This is a genomic window from Chryseobacterium formosense (genome assembly GCF_900116415.1).
Lineage (GTDB): Bacteria > Bacteroidota > Bacteroidia > Flavobacteriales > Weeksellaceae > Chryseobacterium > Chryseobacterium formosense.
The window spans coordinates 997144-1017567 of record NZ_FPAP01000001.1 but is presented as its reverse complement, the minus strand read 5'-3'; the positions used below and the strand labels follow the sequence as shown (position 1 = coordinate 1017567).

20 protein-coding genes and 1 pseudogene are annotated in these 20424 nt (G+C 34.7%); 5 read left to right on the top strand and 16 right to left on the bottom strand.

What is annotated here, in order from left to right; genetic code table 11:
• Positions 1-51 precede the first annotated feature (51 nt).
• From BM371_RS04795 to BM371_RS04755, 9 genes and pseudogenes are all read right to left on the bottom strand, one after another.
• Positions 52-1842 carry an acyl-CoA dehydrogenase family protein gene (locus tag BM371_RS04795; RefSeq protein ID WP_034676411.1) on the bottom strand — a complete coding sequence of 597 codons (1791 nt, stop codon included), beginning with the start codon at positions 1840-1842 and terminating at the stop codon, positions 52-54.
• Positions 1843-1859: 17 nt separating this feature from the next.
• Positions 1860-3038 (bottom strand): acetyl-CoA C-acyltransferase, encoded by a 1179-nt coding sequence (locus BM371_RS04790; RefSeq protein WP_034676408.1) that lies wholly within the window; start codon positions 3036-3038, stop codon positions 1860-1862.
• A gap of 111 nt (positions 3039-3149) precedes the next feature.
• Entirely contained in the window at positions 3150-3614 is a 465-nt protein-coding gene (tnpA, locus tag BM371_RS04785; protein WP_034676406.1) for an IS200/IS605 family transposase, read from the bottom strand.
• Positions 3615-3698: 84 nt separating this feature from the next.
• Entirely contained in the window at positions 3699-6092 is a 2394-nt protein-coding gene (locus tag BM371_RS04780) for a 3-hydroxyacyl-CoA dehydrogenase/enoyl-CoA hydratase family protein (protein ID WP_034676404.1), read from the bottom strand.
• A gap of 12 nt (positions 6093-6104) precedes the next feature.
• Positions 6105-6554 carry a MarR family winged helix-turn-helix transcriptional regulator gene (locus BM371_RS04775; RefSeq protein WP_034676401.1) on the bottom strand — a complete coding sequence of 150 codons (450 nt, stop codon included), beginning with the start codon at positions 6552-6554 and terminating at the stop codon, positions 6105-6107.
• A 166-nt stretch (positions 6555-6720) separates the two neighbouring features.
• Positions 6721-7644 (bottom strand): ABC transporter ATP-binding protein, encoded by a 924-nt coding sequence (locus BM371_RS04770; protein WP_034676399.1) that lies wholly within the window; start codon positions 7642-7644, stop codon positions 6721-6723.
• Positions 7645-7743: 99 nt separating this feature from the next.
• Positions 7744-8120, bottom strand: a pseudogene (locus BM371_RS04765) (GxxExxY protein).
• A gap of 234 nt (positions 8121-8354) precedes the next feature.
• Entirely contained in the window at positions 8355-9326 is a 972-nt protein-coding gene (locus BM371_RS04760; RefSeq protein WP_034676397.1) for a FecCD family ABC transporter permease, read from the bottom strand.
• A gap of 16 nt (positions 9327-9342) precedes the next feature.
• On the bottom strand, positions 9343-9903 hold the full coding sequence (locus BM371_RS04755; RefSeq protein WP_034676395.1) for a TlpA family protein disulfide reductase: 561 nt from the start codon (positions 9901-9903) through the stop codon (positions 9343-9345).
• Between the two features lie 31 nt (positions 9904-9934).
• On the opposite strand from BM371_RS04755, the gene BM371_RS04750 reads away from it, so the two are divergent.
• Positions 9935-11059, top strand: coding sequence for a ferredoxin--NADP reductase (locus BM371_RS04750; protein WP_034676393.1), 1125 nt, complete (start codon positions 9935-9937; stop codon positions 11057-11059).
• Positions 11056-11673, top strand: a complete 618-nt coding sequence (locus BM371_RS04745) for a SanA/YdcF family protein (RefSeq protein WP_051882777.1) — start codon at positions 11056-11058, stop codon at positions 11671-11673. The genes BM371_RS04750 and BM371_RS04745 overlap by 4 nt, the downstream gene beginning before the upstream one ends.
• Here BM371_RS04745 and tamL read toward each other — a convergent pair.
• Positions 11670-14267, bottom strand: coding sequence for a translocation and assembly module lipoprotein TamL (gene tamL, locus BM371_RS04740; RefSeq protein WP_034676391.1), 2598 nt, complete (start codon positions 14265-14267; stop codon positions 11670-11672). The two genes, BM371_RS04745 and tamL, sit on opposite strands and share 4 nt — an antisense overlap.
• Between tamL and BM371_RS04735 the strand changes: the two genes are divergently transcribed.
• Positions 14253-14978, top strand: coding sequence for a TrmH family RNA methyltransferase (locus BM371_RS04735; RefSeq protein WP_034676390.1), 726 nt, complete (start codon positions 14253-14255; stop codon positions 14976-14978). The genes tamL and BM371_RS04735 overlap by 15 nt on opposite strands.
• Positions 14979-15049: 71 nt before the next feature.
• On the opposite strand, the gene BM371_RS04730 is transcribed toward BM371_RS04735, so the two are convergent.
• From BM371_RS04730 to porQ, 5 genes are all read right to left on the bottom strand, one after another.
• On the bottom strand, positions 15050-15547 hold the full coding sequence (locus tag BM371_RS04730) for a hypothetical protein (RefSeq protein ID WP_034676389.1): 498 nt from the start codon (positions 15545-15547) through the stop codon (positions 15050-15052).
• A gap of 3 nt (positions 15548-15550) precedes the next feature.
• On the bottom strand, positions 15551-15859 hold the full coding sequence (locus BM371_RS04725; RefSeq protein ID WP_034676386.1) for a phage holin family protein: 309 nt from the start codon (positions 15857-15859) through the stop codon (positions 15551-15553).
• A 79-nt stretch (positions 15860-15938) separates the two neighbouring features.
• Positions 15939-16289, bottom strand: coding sequence for a YtxH domain-containing protein (locus tag BM371_RS04720; protein ID WP_034676384.1), 351 nt, complete (start codon positions 16287-16289; stop codon positions 15939-15941).
• Between the two features lie 79 nt (positions 16290-16368).
• The gene (cmk, locus tag BM371_RS04715) at positions 16369-17055 is read right to left on the bottom strand and encodes a (d)CMP kinase (protein WP_034676382.1); all 687 of its coding nucleotides are present in this window, start codon (positions 17053-17055) and stop codon (positions 16369-16371) included.
• Positions 17056-17135: 80 nt separating this feature from the next.
• A complete protein-coding gene (porQ, locus tag BM371_RS04710) occupies positions 17136-18128 on the bottom strand; it encodes a type IX secretion system protein PorQ (RefSeq protein WP_034676380.1) in 993 nt (330 codons plus the stop codon).
• A 166-nt stretch (positions 18129-18294) separates the two neighbouring features.
• Between porQ and pyrH the strand changes: the two genes are divergently transcribed.
• Together pyrH and frr are read left to right on the top strand one after the other, a co-directional pair.
• Positions 18295-19002 carry a UMP kinase gene (gene pyrH / locus BM371_RS04705; protein WP_034676378.1) on the top strand — a complete coding sequence of 236 codons (708 nt, stop codon included), beginning with the start codon at positions 18295-18297 and terminating at the stop codon, positions 19000-19002.
• A gap of 124 nt (positions 19003-19126) precedes the next feature.
• The gene (frr, locus tag BM371_RS04700) at positions 19127-19681 is read left to right on the top strand and encodes a ribosome recycling factor (protein ID WP_034676377.1); all 555 of its coding nucleotides are present in this window, start codon (positions 19127-19129) and stop codon (positions 19679-19681) included.
• Between the two features lie 54 nt (positions 19682-19735).
• On the opposite strand, the gene BM371_RS04695 is transcribed toward frr, so the two are convergent.
• Positions 19736-20383 carry a hypothetical protein gene (locus BM371_RS04695; RefSeq protein ID WP_034676373.1) on the bottom strand — a complete coding sequence of 216 codons (648 nt, stop codon included), beginning with the start codon at positions 20381-20383 and terminating at the stop codon, positions 19736-19738.
• Between the last annotated feature and the right edge of the window lie 41 nt (positions 20384-20424).

Below are 20424 nucleotides of genomic sequence, written 5' to 3'. Positions count from 1 at the left end.
AAAAAACGTCTCAAAATGAGACGCTTTAAAATCAAATTTATATATAAAAGACTAATAAGCCCCTTTTCCAATATAATGAGCAGCCACTTTTTCAGTTAAAGCCACTACATTTGGATGATTTGTATATTTTGTAAATCTTCTTAATCCTGAAAGCATCATTCTCTGTTCGTCACCTTCCGCAAAAGAAATGATTCCTTCTTTTGCTGCAACTATAATTTTTTCAACAGCTTTATAAAGGTTTAACTGAGCCATTGCAGCTTCCACAGAATCAGCCGAGAAGTGTTTTTCAGCTCTTAAGATTGTCGATTCTGCCATGTAAATCTGGTTAAGAATTTCAGATGCATTTAATAATAAATGTTGTTGTTTTTCAATATCCATCATATATTTTTGAAGAGCAGCTCCGGAAACCATTAAGAATACTTTCTTAAGATTAGCGATGATTGCTTTTTCTTCACTCATGAATGCAGAATAATCAGGAACTTCGAAAGATGGGATTCCCATCAATTCTTTACTGATCGCCATTGCCGGAGATAATAAATCCAATTCTCCTTTCATTGCTCTCTTAATCAACATTCCGACAGCCAACAATCTGTTGATTTCGTTGGTTCCTTCATAAATTCTACCGATTCTGGCATCTCTCCATGCAGATTCCATTGGAGTATCTTCTGAGAATCCCATTCCTCCATAGATCTGGATTCCTTCGTCTGCTGTATTTTGAGTAAGATCAGATACGAAAACTTTAAGAATGGAAGCTTCCACTGCAAATTCTTCAACACCTTTTAATTCAGCTTGTTGATGATCCATTCCTCCTGCAATCAATTCTGCAATTTTATCCTCAACATTTTTTGCTAAACGGTAAGATCCCGCTTCACTTACGAAAACTCCCGTTGACATTTCTGCAATTTTCTTTCTGATTGCTCCGAAAGTTGAAATAGAGACACCAAACTGTTTTCTCTCATTTGAATATTGAATAGAGTGGTTCAAAATTCTTCTTTGTCCGTCAAGGTTTGCAGCAGCTAATTTAATTCTACCAACATTCAAAGCATTCAAAGCGATCTTGAAACCGTTATTTCTTTCACCCAGCATATTCTCTACAGGAACCTTCATATCATTGAAGAAAACCTGACGAGTAGAAGAGGAACGGATTCCTAATTTATGTTCTTCCTCACCAAAAGTCAAACTGTTTGGATCTTCCAGTTCTGAGCGGTTGATTACAAAACCAGTGATGTTTTTATCATCATCAATTTTAGCGAACAAAGTGAACGTATCCGCAAAACCAGCATTGGAAATCCACATTTTTTGCCCGTTGATGATGTAATGTTTTCCGTCTTCAGACAATTTTGCTCTTGTTTTCCCTGAATTGGCGTCCGAACCAGCATCCGGTTCTGTCAAACAATACGCTCCGAATTTTGTTCCTGTAGCTAAATCCGGAAGATATTTCTTTTTCAATTCTTCACTTCCGTAAAGTAGCGTTGGAAGCGTTCCGATTCCGGTGTGTGCTCCGTAAGCTGTTGCTAATGAACCGTTTCCACCCGAAACGTAATCGCAAGCCAACATCGTACTAACGAATCCCATTCCAAGACCGCCATATTCTTCAGGAACGGTAATTCCTAATAATCCCATTTCTCCTAATTTACGCATTGTTTCTTCTGTCAATGCATAGTCTTTTTTCTCAAAACGATCGTGTTGCGGAACAACTTCTCTATCAATGAATTCTTTCGCAGAATCACGAAGCATTTTTTGCTCTTCAGAAAGTTCTTCCAAAGAAAATATTTCATTAGCTGGAATTTCTTTAATTAAAAATTCACCGCCTTTTAATGTTTTATTAAGTGTATCACTCATTGTTTTTGTTTTTTTAATTATAATAATTCAAAGATTGAAGCTGCGCCTTGACCTGTTCCTACGCACATTGAAACCATTCCATATTTGTTTCCGCGTTTTCTCATTTCGTCAAGAAGTTGAACCGTTAATTTTGTTCCTGTACATCCAAGAGGGTGACCAAGAGCGATGGCACCGCCGTTTACGTTCAAAATATCAGGATTTAACCCTAATTCTTTTTTGATGGCAACAGATTGAGAGGCGAATGCTTCGTTTAATTCAATTAATTCAATATCCTTAAGTTCTAATCCTGCCTGTTTTAAAGCCTTTGGAATAGCGTAAATTGGTCCCATTCCCATGATTCTTGGCTCAAGTCCGGCAGCTGCATAAGCTACTAATCTTGCTTCAGGTTCTAATCCTAATTCTTTGACCATTTCTTCGCTCATCACCATCACAAAAGCTGCTCCGTCACTCATTTGAGAAGAGTTTCCGGCAGTTACGCTTCCTCCGTTGGCGAAAACTGGTCTTAATTTAGCCAAACCCTGTAAAGAAGTATCTGCTCTCGGACCTTCATCCACTGAAAAATCAAACTTTTTAGTCTGCACTTTCTGGTTTTCATCCAGGAAATTATATTCAACAGGAAGCGGAACAATCTGATTGGCAAATTTGCCTTCTGCATTAGCTTTTAAAGCTTTCATATGAGATTCAAAAGCGAACTGATCCTGTTCTTCTCTTGTGATATTGTATTGTTTTGCAACTTCTTCAGCAGTGTAGCCCATTCCCCAATAATAATCAGGGTTTGTTTTTGCAATTTCAGTTTCTGGAACCGGCTTGTAACCACCCATAGGAATGTAAGACATTGATTCTGTACCTCCTGCAATGATACAATCAGCCATTCCTGCCTGAATTTTTGCAGACGCAATCGCAATCGCTTCACTTCCTGATGCACAATATCTATTCACCGTAACTCCGGGAACCTTGTCTGTATTCAATCCCATTAAAGAGATCAAACGGGCAACGTTCAAGCCTTGTTCAGCTTCCGGCATTGCATTTCCTACGATAAGGTCATCGATTCTGTTTTTGTCTAATTGCGGAAGTTCAGCCATTAATTTTTCAATTACAGTTGCCGCCATTACATCGGGTCTCGTGAATCTTAAACTTCCTTTTGGAGCTTTTCCAACGGCAGTTCTGAACCCCTTTACTATATATGCTGTTTTCATATTTTTTTATTGATTAATATTATTTTCTGAGAGTTTTTGCCTCGTAGAGGTAAAACTGTTCATAGCTATTTGTTTTTGCTTTGCTTTATGGAGCTCCGTAGGAGCGACCTGTTAATTTTCAATCCATTCAAATACATATTTTGGATCATATTCAATCTCAAATTTTTTCATAAAATCCAAATATTCTTCTTTAAATGTTTTCTTTTTATGATGTTCTTCTTGGTTTGAAATATATTTAACAACAGAATCTACACTGCTTTTGGAATAGGAGAAAGCTCCGTATCCTTCCTGCCAGTTGAATTTTGCGTTTGTCCATCCTTTTTCATTAATGAATTTTGACGAACCCGCTTTAATATCTCTTACTAAGTCTGAAATCGAAATGGTTGGACTCATACTCATAAGAATATGAACGTGATCCGGCATTGCAAAAACTGCAAATAATTTTTGATTTCTATTGGAAACAATACCTGTAATAAATTTATGTAATTCCTCTCTGTTTTCTTTTGAAATCAGGTTTTGTTTTCCTTTAACGGCGAAAACAATTTGAATATAAATCTGTGTGTATGTGTTTGCCATAAAAACTAACAGGTCGCCTCTACGAGGCTCAATGCATTCTAAAATTATTCTGCTATTAACAGTTCGCTCCTACGGAGCTCCCTATTAATTTCTCAAAGGTTTACCATTCTGTAACATATACTGAATTCTCTCCAACGTTTTTCTTTCGCCACAAAGCTGCAAGAATGTTTCTCTTTCAAGATTCAATAAATACTGTTCAGTAACGACAGTCGGTTCAGAAAGGTTTCCTCCAACCATAACGTTGGCTAACTTATCTGCAATTTTTTTGTCGTGTGCAGAGATGAAGTTTCCGGTCAACATCTGGTCAGTTCCAACGTAGAACATTCCCAATGCATCTTTACCCAAAACTTTTACTTTTTGTTCGATAGGTTGAGTGTATCCGTGTTCTGCTAAACTTATTGCCAGCATTTTTGCTGTTTTAATCTGTGTTCTTTTATCAACAGCAACGATATCTTTTCCTTTTTCAAGAATTCCCATATCGTAGGCTTCATAAGCAGAAGTTGCTACTTTACCCATCGCGATATTCATGAAAGCTTCACGAAGTCTGTTGTTTTTAACATCATCACTGTGGAATTCTCTTGAGGTTCTCAATGTCAATTCTTTCGTTCCGCCACCGCCGGGAATTACACCCACTCCGGTTTCAACCAATCCGATATAAGTTTCTGCTGCTGCAACCACTCTGTCAGCATGCATGGTCATTTCACAACCACCGCCAAGCGTCATTCCGTGAGGAGCAACCACCACAGGAATAGAAGAGTAACGCACTCGCATCATCGATTTTTGGAAATAAGCGATTGCCATATTCAAATCATCCCAATCCTGTTCGATAGCCATCATTAAAATCATCGCTAAATTCGCTCCAACAGAGAAATTTGTCCCTTGATTTCCGATAACTAAACCGTCATATTCTTTTTCAGCTAAATCGATCGCTCTGTTCAATCCATCCAGAACTTCTCCTCCAAGAGAATTCATTTTAGAACGGATTTCGAAGTTGATAATTCCGTCGCCAAGATCTTCAATCGATGCACCGGAATTACTCCAAAGCGTTTTGTTTTTTCTGATATTATCTAAAATAATAAAAGCTTCCTGACCCGGAATTTTGTTGTATTCTCCTGAGTTTTTATCAACATAAATACTTTGTCCTTCATCATTTACTTTATAGAAAGTCTCTACATTTTTAACCCAGTCTGAAACTTCATAACCCGCATCTTTAGCCAATTCAATACCTTTTTGAACACCAACGGCATCCCAGATTTCAAACGGACCGTTTTCCCATCCGAAACCTGCTCTCATCGCATCATCAATCTTATAAACTTCATCAGAAATTTCTGGAACTTTATGCGAAACATAAGCAAATAACGCCCCTAAAGATTTTCTGTAAAGTTCTCCGGCTTTATCTTTTCCACCAATTAATACTTTAAATCTGTCAATTGGCTTATCAATATTTTTAGTTAATTCTAATGTCGGGAAAGAAGATTTTCCTTGAAGTTCGTATTCTAAAGTATCAAGATTTAATCCGTGAATTTCAGATTTTCCTTCTGCATTTTTCACTTTTTTGTAGAAACCTTGTTCTGTTTTTGAACCTAACCATTTATTATCAACCATTTTCTGGATGTACTCAGGAAGTGCAAAAACATCATTGAAATTATTCGCTTCAACACCACTGTTACGGACTCCATTTGCAACCATTACCAACGTATCTAGACCAACAACATCAGCTGTTCTGAACGTAGCAGATTTTGGACGACCAATAACAGGACCTGTCAATTTATCAACTTCAGAAACGGTTAAACCTAATTTTTGAACGTTATGAAGCAAATCCATCATTGAGAAAACCCCGATTCTGTTCGCAATAAACGCAGGAGTATCTTTAGCTAAAACGGTTGTTTTACCTAAGAATTTTGCTCCATAATTCATGTAGAAATCAATAATTTCCGAATTTGTATCGTTTGTAGGAATAATTTCTAAAAGAGGAAGATATCTTACAGGATTAAAAAAGTGCGTTCCTGCAAAATAATGTTTGAAATCATCGCTTCTTCCTTCCACCAACATGTTAATTGGAATACCGGAAGTGTTTGAAGAAACTAAAGTTCCCGGCTTTCTGAACTGTTCGATTTTTTCGTAAACTGATTTTTTGATGTCTAGTTTTTCAACTACCACTTCAATAATCCAGTCTGTGTTTTTTATTTTTGGTAAATCATCATCAAAATTTCCAACTTTAATTCTATCTGCGAATTTAGGAGAATAGAGTAGAGCCGGGCTTGCTTTTTTCAGTTTTTCAAAGTTTTCGGAAGCGATTCTGTTTCTTACCGCTTTGTCATCTTTGGTCAAACCTTTTTTCTGTTCTGCTTCAGTTAAATCAAAAGGGACGATATCTAAAAGCGAAACTTCTACGCCAATATTAGCGAAGTGAGCCGCAATACCGCTCCCCATAATTCCTGAACCAAGAACTGTAACGTGTTTGATTCTTCTGTTCATATTTTATTTATTTTATTTTCTGTTGTTGAGATCGTTTGAAATTTTCATGATTTCGGACATTACTTCTTTGAAAATTTCTAATTTTTCGGGAGTAATTTTCTCCATTACTTTTTTGTTGAAGTTTACAACAACTTCTTTAGACATGTTTCTGGAATTCAAACCTTTATCGGTCAATTTAATAATCACTTCACGTTTGTCGGTAGTCGTTTTTTCTTTATAGATATAACCGTTATCTTCCAGAAGTTTAATAATTCTCGTTAAAGAAGTTGGTTCAATGGCCATTTTAGGGCCAAGATTTGTACTTCTTGTGCCTTCTTTGGGATCAATTTTTAAAAGGGTAAGTGCCTGTACAGCAGTAGAATCATATTCCTGAGCAAGATCTGAGTACATTTTTTGTACAGAAATCCAGGTCTGTTTCAGAATAAGATCAATATTTTCTGTTTTTTCCTTATTGTTATCCATGTTATTTTGCTCAAATGGTTTTACTCAAATATAGCAAATATTATGCATGCATAGTATTTATTAACGTTAAAATTCGTTAACAAACTGATAATAAGATAATTAAATTATATGATTTGCATAATACTATGCATGCATAGTATGTGAAGTTTGTAATGAAAAACAAGTATTAATAAATGGTTTTCACGAAATTAACCATTTCTTCAAAGGATTCGCATTCTTTTTTTACAGATTCGTTGGAAATTAACCAAAACTTATCTTGAAATTCAAAATTTAAGGAAGAAAGATCTTTTTGAAAGTTTTTTTGAAGTAAAGAGTACAACATTTCTTTATAAAAATCAGGTGCAATAATTTTTGGAGCAACAAAATTTTCATTAATTTGAAACAAAGACGCATTCGTCAGTTCTTCATGTTGCAGCAAAATATCCTCTACAATTCCGGAGTATAATTGATTGTCTTTTACATACCATAATTTATCAGCAAACTCTTTAGCTAAACGCCAATCGTGAGATGAAAATAGGATCAACTTATTCTGTTCCTGTGCTAATTTTCGAAGCGTTTTTAAAATAATAATTTTATTTTTTTCATCTAAATGGGTTGTGGGTTCGTCCAGAATAATGATAGGTGAGTTCTGCGTTAGAGCTCTTCCAATAAAGGCTTTTTGCAGGTTTCCATCTGAAAGATTTTTAAGCAAAGTATTTTTATACTGAACTAAATCAAGTTCTTCGATAATATGTAAAACTTCTTCTCTATCTTCTTTTTTAAGTTCAAAATAAAACGGATAATAAATATATTTTCCCAACGAAATCAGATCTTCTACCGTATAATTCTGTGGAATAATAGACTTTGAAAAAACAACAGCAATATATGCAGCAATTTCTTTAACGGAAAGATGTTGCACTTTTTTATGATTAATAGAAATTTCTCCGCTTAAAATTGGAATCTGATGTAAAATAGATTTAATTAAAGTGGTTTTCCCGACACCGTTGTTACCAATCAGTAAGCATACTTCTCCTAAATTCAAATGTGCGTTTGCATTTGAAATTAAAGTTTTGTTGTAGCCGATGTTTGCTTGGTTGATCTGTAGGTGCATTTTTGTTGGGTTTTTCGCAAAGGCGCAAAGTTTATTTTACAAACATACTGTTTTTAAGGTGCAAGGAATTTGACTTTGTCAAATTTTAATGCTGATTATTTATATAAAGTTTACAATTCTTGTAACTCCATTTTTGAAAAGATCATTTTGAAAATTGATTAATAATCCTAATTTACAATTTGTCATTTTCAAATAAGTTAAAAGTTGGGCTTTATGTGTTGAATTAATATAATCAACTGTTTTTATTTCTAAAATTAATTTGTTCTCAACAATCATGTCTAATCTGAAAGCATTTTCAATTTTTAATTCTTCATAGATAATTGGAAGAAGTTTTTGTTTTTCAACGAAGAGCCCAGCTTTTGTCAATTCATAAACATACATTCTTCATAAACATGTTCAAATAACCCTGCTCCAAGTTTTTTATGTATTTTTAATCCTGTCTCAAAGACAACCTTTGATAATTCGTTTTCTGTCATTTGTGTTCTATTTTTATTTTGCCCTTTGTTGGTTTGTCGCAAAAGCGCAAATGTTTTAATCTTCAATCTGTTCTAAGGCGCAAGAAAATCAAAGATTTTCAGCAAGTGTTGTATCAAAATTAATTCAGCAATAACTTTACAAGACTAAATTTTATCAAAGATAAAATCCTTGCGTCTTAAAACGTAAACATATAAAAAAAATCTTTGTGCCTTTGCGAAAAAACCAACAAAAAGTTAGACTTTATTATGTTTCAAAAGCATCATCAAAATTACAGGAATTCCAAAAACTGAGCTTATCACATTCAATGGAATTTGTGTTTTTTCTGCGATGATGGAAAAAAGCAACATAATCAACATTCCCAAAAACATATTCAGAATCCATTGTTGCCAAAGTTTTGCAGGATTATAAATCAACCTGCAAAAATGCGGAACAATAATTCCAATGAATAAAATAGGTCCTAAAAATGCCGTCACTGAAGCTGAAAGAAGGGAAGAAGCTACAATTATGAATATCTTCAGCTGATTTAGATTAACTCCCAAACTTTGTGCATAAGATGTTCCCAATGAATTTCCGATTAGAGGTTTTATACTTTTAAAACAGATAAATAATCCGATTAAAACTAAAATTGACAATACATAAACTTGGTTTCTCGTCACCATATTATTCGCCCCAAAAGACCATAAAATATAGTTTTTCAGACTTTGATTTTCAGCATAAAACTGAAGCAAAGAAACAATTGCTCCTGCAAAAGCCGAGACAAGAAAACCAAAAATGATTAAATAAGATTTATCCTGAAATTTATTCGACATCGATAATAAAACCAACATCAAAACTAAGCTTCCGATAATTGATGACAAACTGAGAAAGCTATTTTGAAGAAATTCAGGAAGATCAACATTATAAGAAAAAAAAATATAAAAAGCTACCGACAAACTTGCCACAGAAGTAATTCCGAGAATATCGGGTCCGGCTAAAGGATTCTGAAAATATTCCTGCATCAGAAAACCGGAGGTCGGAATTGAAATTCCTGCTAAAAGCATTACTAGAACACGATTTATACGGATTTCAGCAATCTGGCTGTTGGATGATTCTGCAAAAAAATCCTGAAAATTCAAACTTAAAAATCCTGTGTTCAGATTAATAATCGCTGTTAAAATAATGGCGATCAGTAAAAGAAAACACAGGATTTTAAATTTTGTAGACATTATTGAAGTCTGCAGTTTATTTTAAAAGATAATTAATCTTCTCATTAAGCTGTTCTTTACTCATCATTCCCAAAGTTTCATCGGTTTTATCCCCTTTTCTCATAAATGTGAAAGGAATAGCTCCACCGTCCCATTGTTTAAAATTAGAAGCGAAAAAATTCTGATCGAGCAATTGTCCGTCTAAAAGAACGGTGTGATTCTGAATTCCGTGTTCTTGTGTAAAACGAGGGACTTCTGTATTCCAGATTGCCTTTTGGTCTAAGCTGACAAATGTAATTTTTACAGGCTTGTCTTTCAGTTCTTCAATTTTCTCTTTAAAATGAGGAATTTCTCTAACGCATGGTCCACACCAGGTTGCAAAGAAATTGGTTACATACAGCGTATCATTTTTTTTCTGCAGATAATCTGAAGCTTGCTGTACCGATAAATATTTTATAGAATTATTTGCAGCTACAGGTTCCGGAACATCAATTTCTGTAGAATCTACCGAACTGATGTTCTCTTCTGTTTTTTCAGCTTCTTTTTTACAGCTTGCAAGCATTGCAACTAAAAGAGTGGATAAAATTATCTTTTTCATAAATTATTTTTCTCTATTTTTGATTTGCAGTATGGAAGAACACATCTACAAAGGGAAACTGATAAAGTTTCATCGGTTAAAAATAGCTAAAAAAGAGAACCTGACCAAAAATACTTTTTCTCTTGAGCTTGAAATTCCTGAGGATTTGAAGGGAAATTTCGAATTTGAGGCGGGACAGTTTGTCAGTGTGAAATTTCAGTCTCATGGTAAGGAAATTATCCATGATTACTCAATGACATCTGCTCCGTACGAGAAAAAGATATGTCTCGGAATTAAAGTTAATTCTGAGAACGGAGCCACCTCAGAATTGTATGCAAACTATAATATTGGTGATGAACTTTGGGTAAGTGAACCAAGCGGAAGATTTACGTTGGTTTCAAAACCAAGTGAGTTCAGAACGATTATAGGTTTTGCTGCAGGTATTGGAATTACGCCGATTTTAAGTCATTTTAAAAATATTCTTCATAACGAACCACGAACAAGATTGTTTTTGTTTTTTGGAAATAAAAGTTCTGAAGATTTAATTTACAGAGATGCTTTGGATAATCTTGCAAGAATGCATGGAGACAGACTGCAGATTTTTTATTTTTATTCTCAGGAAAAAACTGCCAATTCTTTCTTTTACGGAAGACTGGATGAAAAAAAATTAAGTTTAATTATCAATCAGATTCTGCATCTGGATGATACCGATGAAGAATCGACAATTTGGGATGCTGTAGATGATGTTTTGATCTGCGGAAAAGGAGAGATGATCAAAGCTTTGGCAAATGCCTGTTATCATCACGGAATTCCGAAAAAAAACATCCATTTTGAATTGTTTGAAGAATTTAATGATGATATTTATCCGATAGAAAAAGAGTTTCCGCTGATTACTGATGTTGGCATTGATTTTAAAATGTTTGGAAAAGAATATCAGACTCAGCTTGACGATAACAGAGAAAAAATTCTGCAACAGCTGTTGTTAAAAGGTTTTCCGGTACCGTATTCCTGTAAATCAGGAATTTGTGGCAGTTGTGAATGTACTCTTGAAGAAGGTGAAGTAGAATTACTCGAAAATGAATATTTAACAGAAAAAGAAGAAGCCAACGGAAAAATTTTAGCATGCATGTCGATTGCTAAAACAAAGAAAATAAAACTTAACTTTGATTTTAATTGAGAATCATCCGAAACATATTTAAATTTATTTTCGGGTCAGCAGAAATTGTTTTTCTTCTGATCTGCTTATCTAATGCGTGGGTTTTCGGATTGACCAACGGAAGAACTTATACCAAAATCTCAAAGATTCCGCCGCGTGAAGTAGCTTTAGTTTTAGGAACTTCTCCAAGAATGCGTTCCGGACTTTCCAATCCTTACTTTACCAAAAGAATGGATGCAACAGCTTTATTGTATCATCACGGGAAAATTAAAAAAATCATCGTAAGCGGAGAAAAAAGTAAAGGTTATAACGAACCTGCCGCAATGAAAAATTACCTTATTTATCAGGAAGGTGTGCCTGAAGAAATCATTATTGAAGACCCTGAAGGTTTTAATACTTACAAGAGTATTTTACGCTGTAAAGATGTATACAAAACAAAAAATGTGATCATTGTTTCGCAGGGATTTCACAACTTAAGAGCTTTATTTTTTGCACGAAACAACAATATGAATGCTTTGGGTTTTGATGCGCAAGACGTTACAAAACCTGAAAGCTATTACAGAAACCAATCCCGCGAAATTATCGCAAGAGTGGCTGCTGTTATATATTTTACTTTGGGAATTTCTCCTGATTAGAAAGGATATCCGAAGGCGATATTCAGAGTTGGCTTCAGGGGTTTAATATCATTGAATCTCCATTTTTCACCATCTGGTTTGTTCGGATCATAGATTTTGTAGGCTAAATCTACTCTTAAAGTAATGTAAGCAACATTTACTCTCAGGCCAAATCCGCTACCAATCCCCATTTCTCTGATGAATTTATTGAATTTAAACTGATCGTCAAAGCCATTATTTTCCGTATTCCAAACGTTTCCTATATCCGTAAAAAGGGCTCCTTCATACATATTAGTAAACGGAATTCTGTATTCGATATTTGTAGTAAGTTTTACATTCCCCATCAGATAAGTACGTACTCTTTCGTCAATCTGAGATCCCCCCGGACCTAAACCTCCGAAAGCAACCCAGGCTCTAATGTCATTCGCTCCACCATTAAAATATGATCTTACAAAAGGCATTGCCGATGAATTTCCGTACGGAACGCCTAAACCTATGAACTGACGCAGTACCAAAGATTGATTTCCATTAAACCTGAAATATTTTCTTATATCAAAATCGAATTTCACAAACTGTGCATACGGAATTCCGAAAATTGTACGTTCCGGACTTCTCAGAATCCCACTGTTATCTTCTCTTTTCTGATTAAAAAGACTCGGTATATTTCCTGCCAATTCTACTTTTCCGTTAAAGTAAAAAGCATTCGGATAATCTTTCTTCCCGATTTCATTATAAATAAAATTATAAACCATGGAAGAGATCAGAACGTCCTGAGTTTGTCTGTCTTTATTTACAAGTGTTCCTGTGAAGTCCAAAAGCCTGTCTGCTTTTTCTACATCCAAAGTTGCAACATAATCAAGATCTTCGATGATTTTCTGTGAAATTTCATCTCGGGTAAATTCTCCAGCCTCGAATTGTTGTCCTAACTGTGGGTTATAAGCAAAATAATCTGCGAATGCAGCACGTCTGATATTATCGTCTCCTACAAAGAAATCGTAGTAACTGTCTTTATTTTTTGTTAAACTGAAAAGGGTATTAAATAAAGTCAATCTATGAGACACCTGATCGTTCACGTTGGCAAAATAATTTAAACCTGTATTGAAGTTCGTTCTTCCCAAGCCGATATTATTCTGCACCGAAGCTCCTAAAACGATCGAAGAAGTAGGAGTATATCTTTTAGGAATCAGTTTATAATAATTGAACGGAAGAAGTAATCGAGGAAAACTTAAGGATGCCTGCGCAGAAATTTCAGATGCCCAGATTCTTTTATCAAGATTTTTCGGGTCTACAACACGTCCGATCGTTCCTGCCAAACTGGTTGAAAGGTTTTCTGCACCGCCAAAAACATTTCTAGTGGTTAAATCTACAGACGGAGAAATACCCCAATTTAAAAACTGAGAATAATTCAAATCTGTAGCCACTTTCAGATCATATTTATCAAGCGGTTTAAGTACATATAAAACATCAACAATACTGTCGTTGGGAGCTGTTACACCGCCTTGTCTCAGAGAATCTCTTGCTTTCAGAATACTGAAGTTGTTCATTGCAAGAATATTTCTCTTGGTAAGATCCAGTTTACTTTGGTCATAAATTCCTTTACTGTCAACAATAATCGTTCTCCACAAAGCAGAGGTCTTATAGTTATCGTTTACTTTGTGGAATCTTATTCTTCTAAGGCTGTCTTTTACCGTCCTCCTAGGGAAATCTCTGTTTCTGTTGACAATGGCAATATCAACATTTCCGAAAGTTGCTCTTTTGTATGGACGGTCGGCAGAATCTTTGTGAATCTCCAAAACAAGCGGCACTTCTTTTCTGCTTTTCAATGAATCTGCGATGAAACCTACTTCATCATTTCCTGCGTTGAATCTATAATATCCACTTTTACGCATCAGATCATTCAATCGGGTAATTTCTTTTTCGAGTACGGTCTGATCTAATACCTGTCCTTTTCGCACAAGACTTTCATTAATGTTTTGCTCAAAAAGACTTTTGATCCCCGGATCTGTAATATTATAATAATACTCTTTAATATTGGTGGGAGTATTGTGTTTTATTGAATATTGTACTGATGCTTTTTTATTCGCAGAATCAAGTTTGTGTGCATATTTCACTTCAGAATCCCAAAAACCTCTGTAAGTCATTCTTTTTTCGATAGACTCTGCACTTTTTTCAGTTCTTGTCTGGTCTAAAATAACCGGCGGAGTTCCCCAGTTGTGATACAATCTGTCCATGAAAAGACTTTTCCCGACACTGCTTTGCATATTGTATTTGATGAAAAGAGAATCCCGAAGTTTCTGATTTCTCATTTCACTCGGGTAGGTCATGTATTCATTGAGAATCGTATCATATTTAGGATTTGCCGCATTGTATAAAAGAAGACTCAAAGGCATGAAAAGCAATTGCTTTTTATTCGGTTTTTGCTGCACATAATCTTTCAGTTCTTCATCGAAAAATTGTTTTTTATCTTCAAACTCGAAGTTGTTTTTGGTAAGCAGATATTCACCGTCCGGAACTTTCTTCGTGGTACTGCAGGCATAAAGTAAACCTACAAATGTTGCAAAAGAAATAATTTTATAATACTTTTGAGGAGAATTCTTATAATGCTTACAGCTCATACAATTAAAATTTTACAATCTTTAGATAAAAAGAAGTTCAGGCAAAAATACAATTTGTTTTTGGTTGAAGGGAATAAAACTATTCTTGAACTTCCTAATTCTAACTTTAAAATTAAAGAAATATTTTCTACAGAACCTAACAATTTTCTGTCCAAAGATGTACAATTCACACACATCTCTGAAAATGAACTTAAAAAAATCAGTTTTCTGAGAAATCCTAAAGATTCTCTGGCTGTTTGTGAACTTTTAAAAGAGTCACAATTTGAAGATAAAAACTTTCAATTGGTACTGGATGGAATTCAGGATCCGGGAAATCTCGGAACAATTATCCGTTTGGCAGACTGGTTCGGAATTGAACAGATTATCTGCAGCGAAGATACCGTAGATTTTTATAATCCTAAAGTAATCCAGGCAACGATGGGTTCTTTTACCAGAGTAAATATCGTCTACTGTGATTTGGTTGAATATCTTTCAAACACCGAAAACCTGAATGTAGGGACTGATATGGAAGGGGAAAATATCTACCAATTTGAAAAACCCAATAAAATCAATTTAATTTTAGGAAACGAAGGAAACGGAATGCGCGATGAAACAGAAAATCTTCTTCAGAAAAAAATAAGCATTCCAAGATTCGGAAAATCGCAGTCGACAGAAAGCTTAAATGTTTCTATGGCAGCCGGAATTATTTTGGGACAGCTCTTCAAAGATTGAGAGCTGTAGAGTCGGAGAGTGGAAGGGTAATTAACATACTCAAACACGCATTCACTCTCCAACTCCAAAACTCATATAAGTTGCTCCATACTGGATAGACTTTTTGTTTTTTGGTAATTTTCCAACTTTTTGCGGACATATTTTAAAGCAATCGGTGCCACATAAATCAATGCTGCTCCCAAAAGTTTTTTCTTCCAGTTGGAACTTTTCATATTTTTTTTGGCATAATTGGCAACTAAAGCAGTTACCCCCAATTTGATAAGCCCGTCTACAGCATTTCCACTGAAAGCAGAACTTGCCAAACCTACTGCCGCATTTTTGCTCAAAAGCATATCTTTAACTTCGGAAGTGAGTTGCTTTGCAATAACATCTTTTCTGATAACCGTTTTTTCTTCGCCGTCTTCATCTACTTTCTCCTGCAAATACTGGTCACTGAGACCGTTTGTAAACGCACTGAGACTTTCTTTGGTGTTTTTAAATGTAAGAAGTGCTTCCAAATCTTTAATTTCACCTTTTAAAAGTCTTTTTTTTCTTTTAAGTTCTTCCAGACTCTCGTAATTTCTGCCCATAGTTTAGTGATTTAAAAATTCGATTACTTTATTTGCGACCATATGCACGATTTTCTTCTTAAAGGTAACAACTAAAAGCATGATAACAAAATAAAATGCTGCTACAATCAGAAATCCGTAAGAGGTATTATTAAGTGCTTTTCCCAGCAGAAACGCCAATCCGAAATTAAAAAGAATGATAAAAAAGCCAAAAGCTACCAATAATACAACAAGATAGGCAATAACACCTGCGGAAATTGAAGATTTTTCGGTGGCTTCAATTTTTAGCAAATCTATTCTTTTAGATGCATATTCTTTAATAGTTTCAATCATCCTTATTTTTTTTAAAAGTTACAAAAAAAGGAACTCTTTTACCTAAAGTTCCTTTTTTATATTTAAAATAAATTAAATATTAGTTTTTAAGATCGTTCAATCCGGATTCTACATCTTTTACCATATCGGTAGTCTTAGAAACAATTTGATCTTTGTATTTATCATATCCGTCTTTCACGGTATGAGCTACATTATTGGCAGTTTCTTTGAAAGTAGAAGAAATATTGTCATACTGATCTTTTACTTTTTCAGATACTTCACCATATTTATTTTTAGCCTGATCTTTCAGATCGTTCGCTTTTGTTCTGATTTTTTTTCTTGTTTCTTTTCCTTCTTCAGGTGCATAAAGCATTCCTAAAATTACACCTGCTGCAGCACCTGCTAAAAGTCCTGCCAAAATACCTGCTGTATTATTTCCTTTTCTAGACATTTTTTGTTTTTTTAATAGTTAATAAATACTAGTTTTCGTTTTAAAAGGTTACAATTAACATACCAATCGAGGTTTCTGTCTAATAAAAATTGTTAATTTTTTTAAGATGCTGCAAAATACTTTCAATGGTTTGACTTTTTGTCAGATTTGTATTATCAATGACAATGGCATCTTCTGCCTGTCGCAATGGTGAAATTTCTCTTTCACTGTCGATACGGTCTCTTTCGATAAGATTTTCTCTGACCTGATTTTCATCGGCTTCAAACCCCATTGATAAAAGTTCGTTGTATCTGCGTTTTGTGCGTTCTTCAATACTTGCCGTAAGGAAAAATTTAAAATCCGCATCAGGTAAAACAACTGTTCCGATGTCTCTACCATCCATAATTACCCCGCCGTTTCTTGCAATTGATCTTTGTGCTTCAAGCAAAAAATCTCTCACTTCTTTTTGTTTGGCAATTAAACTTACGTTATCAGAAACTTCCGCAGTACGGATCTCTTTAGAAACATTGATTTTATTTAAGAATAGAACCAGCTCGTCTTCCTCTTTTTTAAATTCAAGCTCGATAAGATGAAATGATTTGAAAAGTTCTTCTAAATTGATTTCGTCCTTATCATCCACACAGTTCTGCAAAGCAAACCACGTAATCCCACGATATAATGCACCGGTATCTAAATGTACAATACCAAGCTTTTCGGCAATAATTTTTGAGATAGAACTTTTCCCTGTAGAAGAATAGCCATCAATAGCGATTACTGGTTTTTTCATACGACAAATTTCAAGAATTTTTCTGAAAAAATCAAGTAGGTTTCAGGTATTACCCTAATAATTATAAATTTTAAAAGAAATTATTCTCCTCTGTGACCGCTTAAGTCTACAGAAATACCAATTTGGTTGACATTAGAAGAATTATGATACCTCACATGAGCATAATCTAAACGGAACTTGGAAATTTTTATGCCAAATCCTCCCGAAAGCCCCGTAAAACTTCTCTGATCCTGAACAACAAGTTCATTTCCGCGTCTCACGTTGTAACCCAATCTGATATTGAATCCTTTTTCAGGAAACAATTCAGCTCCGATTGAAAAGTGATCGGCCAGTTTTCTTCCGAAACCTACTTCTTGTCCGTTCACATTATATTCTTCAGAAATATCAAATTGTTGAAGATCGTGTGCTGTAATCGTTACAGCAAGAGGGAAGTTCTTTAATATTTTAGTATAACCCAAATCTATTCTGAAAGGAAGATTTTCCCGCTCTCCGTTGAAAGATTTAAACTGATATCCGAAGTTTCTGAAAACAACAGACGCAACTTCTTTACTTTGTTTATTGTGGTAAGTAATTCCTGCAGTTCCCGATAAAGCGGAAGAAGTGTAGGTATCAATTTTTGAAGTAATAAAATTCAATCCACCACCAATCGTCCAGTCTTCTTCGAACTGATAGGCGTAACCGGCTCCAACAGCAACATCTGAAGCAGAAAATTCTCCCATTTCAAAACCGCTTTCGTCGGTTCTCGGAATATTTCCATAGCCTAAATATCGCGCATTCACTGTAACCATATGACCGTTATCAAGATCCTTTGCAAAAGCAATGGTTCCGAATTTGGAGTCGGCAAGATAGGTTGCAGCATTTACTGAAAGCTGTTTGTCGGAATCTTTATTCAGCAAAGCAGGATTGGCAATCGCAAAAGAAACGTCATAATCTCTTATTGTTATTGCATCACCACCTAAAGCAGCCTGTCTTGCGGAGACAGGAATATTTAAAAAAGAATAAACGTTTGTTCCAGTTTGTGCAAATGAAACAATTCCCGAAAGAAATAGTGAAAAAATTAGAACTTTCTTCAAATCATTATTTAATTAATGCAAAAATAATTCTTTTTGCTACTTATCAAAATATTTCGACGATTATTTTATGTATAATATTTTTCTTTTTTCAATATTTATAATGATTATATTTGCAAAGTTAATTTCCGGGGAGATTAATACTTGAAAACTATTATTAAAATTAAAGATGAAATATAAAAGAATCCTTCTGAAACTGAGCGGTGAGGCATTAATGGGGAACAGACAATACGGTATTGATAATGACAGACTGATGGAATATGCTCAAGAGATCAAAAAGGTGGTTGACAGAGGTTGTGAAATCGCAATTGTGATCGGAGGAGGAAATATTTTCCGTGGAGTAGCAGGAGCTGCAAAAGGGATGGACAGAGTGCAGGGTGACTACATGGGAATGCTTGCAACTGTAATCAACGGAATGGCTTTACAGGGGGCTTTGGAAGATGCAGGAATCAAAACCAGATTACAATCTGCCATTGAGATGGATAAAGTGGCTGAACCTTTCATCAAAAGAAGAGCCGTAAGACATCTTGAAAAAGGCAGAGTAGTGATCTTCGGAGCCGGAACGGGAAACCCATATTTCACAACAGATACTGCAGCAACGCTAAGAGCGATCGAAATCGGAGCTGATGTTATTCTTAAAGGAACAAGAGTAGACGGAATCTACGACAGCGATCCTGAGAAAAACGAAAATGCAGTAAAATATAACTCTTTAACTTTCGAAGAAGTTTTTGAAAAAGATCTTAAGGTAATGGATATGACTGCCTTTACTTTAAGCCACGAAAATAAACTTCCAATCATCGTTTTCGATATGAATAAAGACGGAAACCTTCTTAAGATCGTAGACGGAGAAAATATTGGAACATTAGTTGATCTTTAAAAGAACCAAGTAAAAAGGAAAAAGATCCAAGAGGGATAAGGTGATAAAGTTTGTAAGTGAACAAACTTTTTTCTTAAACTTGAATCTTCAATAAATGTGTAACATATCAAATTTTATTATAGTAATGGAAGAATTAGATCTTATCGTAGAATCTGTACAACAAGACATGGATGCGGCTATTAAGCATTTGGATCACGCATTTCAAAGAATCAGAGCGGGACGTGCGTCTACAAGCATGGTTCAGGATGTGATGGTGGAATACTACGGTGCTCAAACTCCTCTAAACCAGGTTGCGAACGTTTCTGTTCCGGATGCAATGACCATTTCTATTCAACCTTGGGACAGAACTGCGATTAATGCTATCGAAAAAGCGATTATCAATTCTAATTTAGGATTTGCACCTTCTAATAATGGTGAAAACATTATCCTTAATGTACCGCCTTTGACAGAGGACAGAAGAAAAGAATTGGCAAAACAGGCTAAAGGAGAAACTGAAGATACAAAAATCGTTGTAAGAAATGCCAGACAAAACGGTTTGAAAGAACTTAAAAAATTAGAAGGTGTTTCTGAAGATTTAGTAAAAAATGTAGAAGCAACTATTCAAGAGCTTACCGATAAATATGTGAAGTCTTGTGACGACCATTTGAAGACGAAGGAAGCTGAAATTATGAAGGTATAATTTTCGGTTTTTGAAAATAAAAAAAGAGGTTTCAATTGAAGCCTCTTTTTGTTTTTATAGAATACAGTCGGATTTTCCTTTTTTATCCTTGTTCTTCAAAAGAACTTCAAAAGTTTTCTGCAATTCTGAATAAGAACAATTTTTACTCGGAACATTCTGAATATTATCAGGATTCGGATTGTTTTTGGAGCTGGATCTAATGGTATATTTTTTTTCCAGACATTCTATTGCTTTATCGTTTACGATGTAGATTCTTTGTTGCTCAATATTATCTTTTGTTTCCGGTTTTTCGGGAGTTCCGCCGTCAAAATTCCAAAGCATATCATCTTTAAAAATAAAATAAGGCTTCCCGTTTTTCAGATAATAATTTTCTACAGAAGAAAAATGACTGTCACCGTGAAAATGTTTAATGCTTTTCAATTCTCCGTTTGAAGTATAATAAACAACATTTCCCGAAACTTCATTGCATTCATACTCAAAGCTTGTAGAATCGAGCTTTTTAGCAATTAATAGATTATTTAATAAAGTAAATTCAGCTTTGATTTCATCAACCGTTTGCGGAGAATTGTTTTTGTCTAAAGAATCTTTATTTGAAACCGTTTTTAAAGTATCGGTTGAAGATTTTCCTTCTGTTGAATCATTCTTTTTGTTTTCACACGAAAATAACAGAACAACAGCCGGTAATAAAATGAGTTTTTTCATTGATTAATATTTTGCTTTTTTGAGAGCATCAAAAAATGTGC